A 640-nucleotide genomic window follows, 5' to 3' on the forward strand; every position below is an offset into this window, starting at 1 on the left:
CCTGGTTCGTCGCATACAGCTGCGAGCCGTTCACCGCTTCGCTGCTCGTCGCCGACAGCGTTCCGGCCTTCACGCCCGACAGCGTGCGAACGCCGTCCGTGCCCTTGAAGTCCACCAGATCGCCGGCCTTGTCCTTCGCCACCATGATCGCGTTCGTACCCGCGTCCTGCTGCACCAGACCCATCACACCGCTGCTCAGGTCGTTCGCGATGTTCTGCACCGAACCCTCGACGTTCGTCACCCGGTTGTCGATACCCGTGATGTTCGTCTCGTTCTGCGCGATGCGGGTGTCCATGCCACCGATCGCCGACGTGTTCTGCGTCACACGGCCATCCAGACCCGCGATATTCGAGGCGTTCTGCGCCACGCCCTGGTTCGTCGCATACAGCTGCGAGCCGTTCACCGCTTCGCTGCTCGTCGCCGACAGCGTTCCGGCCTTCACGCCCGACAGCGTGCGAACGCCGTCCGTGCCCTTGAAGTCCACCAGATCGCCGGCCTTGTCCTTCGCCACCGTGATCGCGTTCGTACCCGCGTCCTGCTGCACCAGACCCATCACACCGCTGCTCAGGTCGTTCGCGATGTTCTGCACCGAACCCTCGACGTTCGTCACCCGGTTGTCGATACCCGTGATGTTCGTCTC

The 640-nt window shown here is 64.2% G+C and carries 1 pseudogene; it reads right to left on the minus strand.

Going from position 1 to position 640, the window contains the following annotated elements:
- Positions 1 to 640 (minus strand): annotated as a pseudogene (locus tag EVC45_RS46070) (adhesin); the annotation flags it as partial.

Origin of the sequence: Paraburkholderia sp. UYCP14C (assembly GCF_004197395.1) — a bacterium.
In the GTDB taxonomy this organism is placed as follows: domain Bacteria; phylum Pseudomonadota; class Gammaproteobacteria; order Burkholderiales; family Burkholderiaceae; genus Paraburkholderia.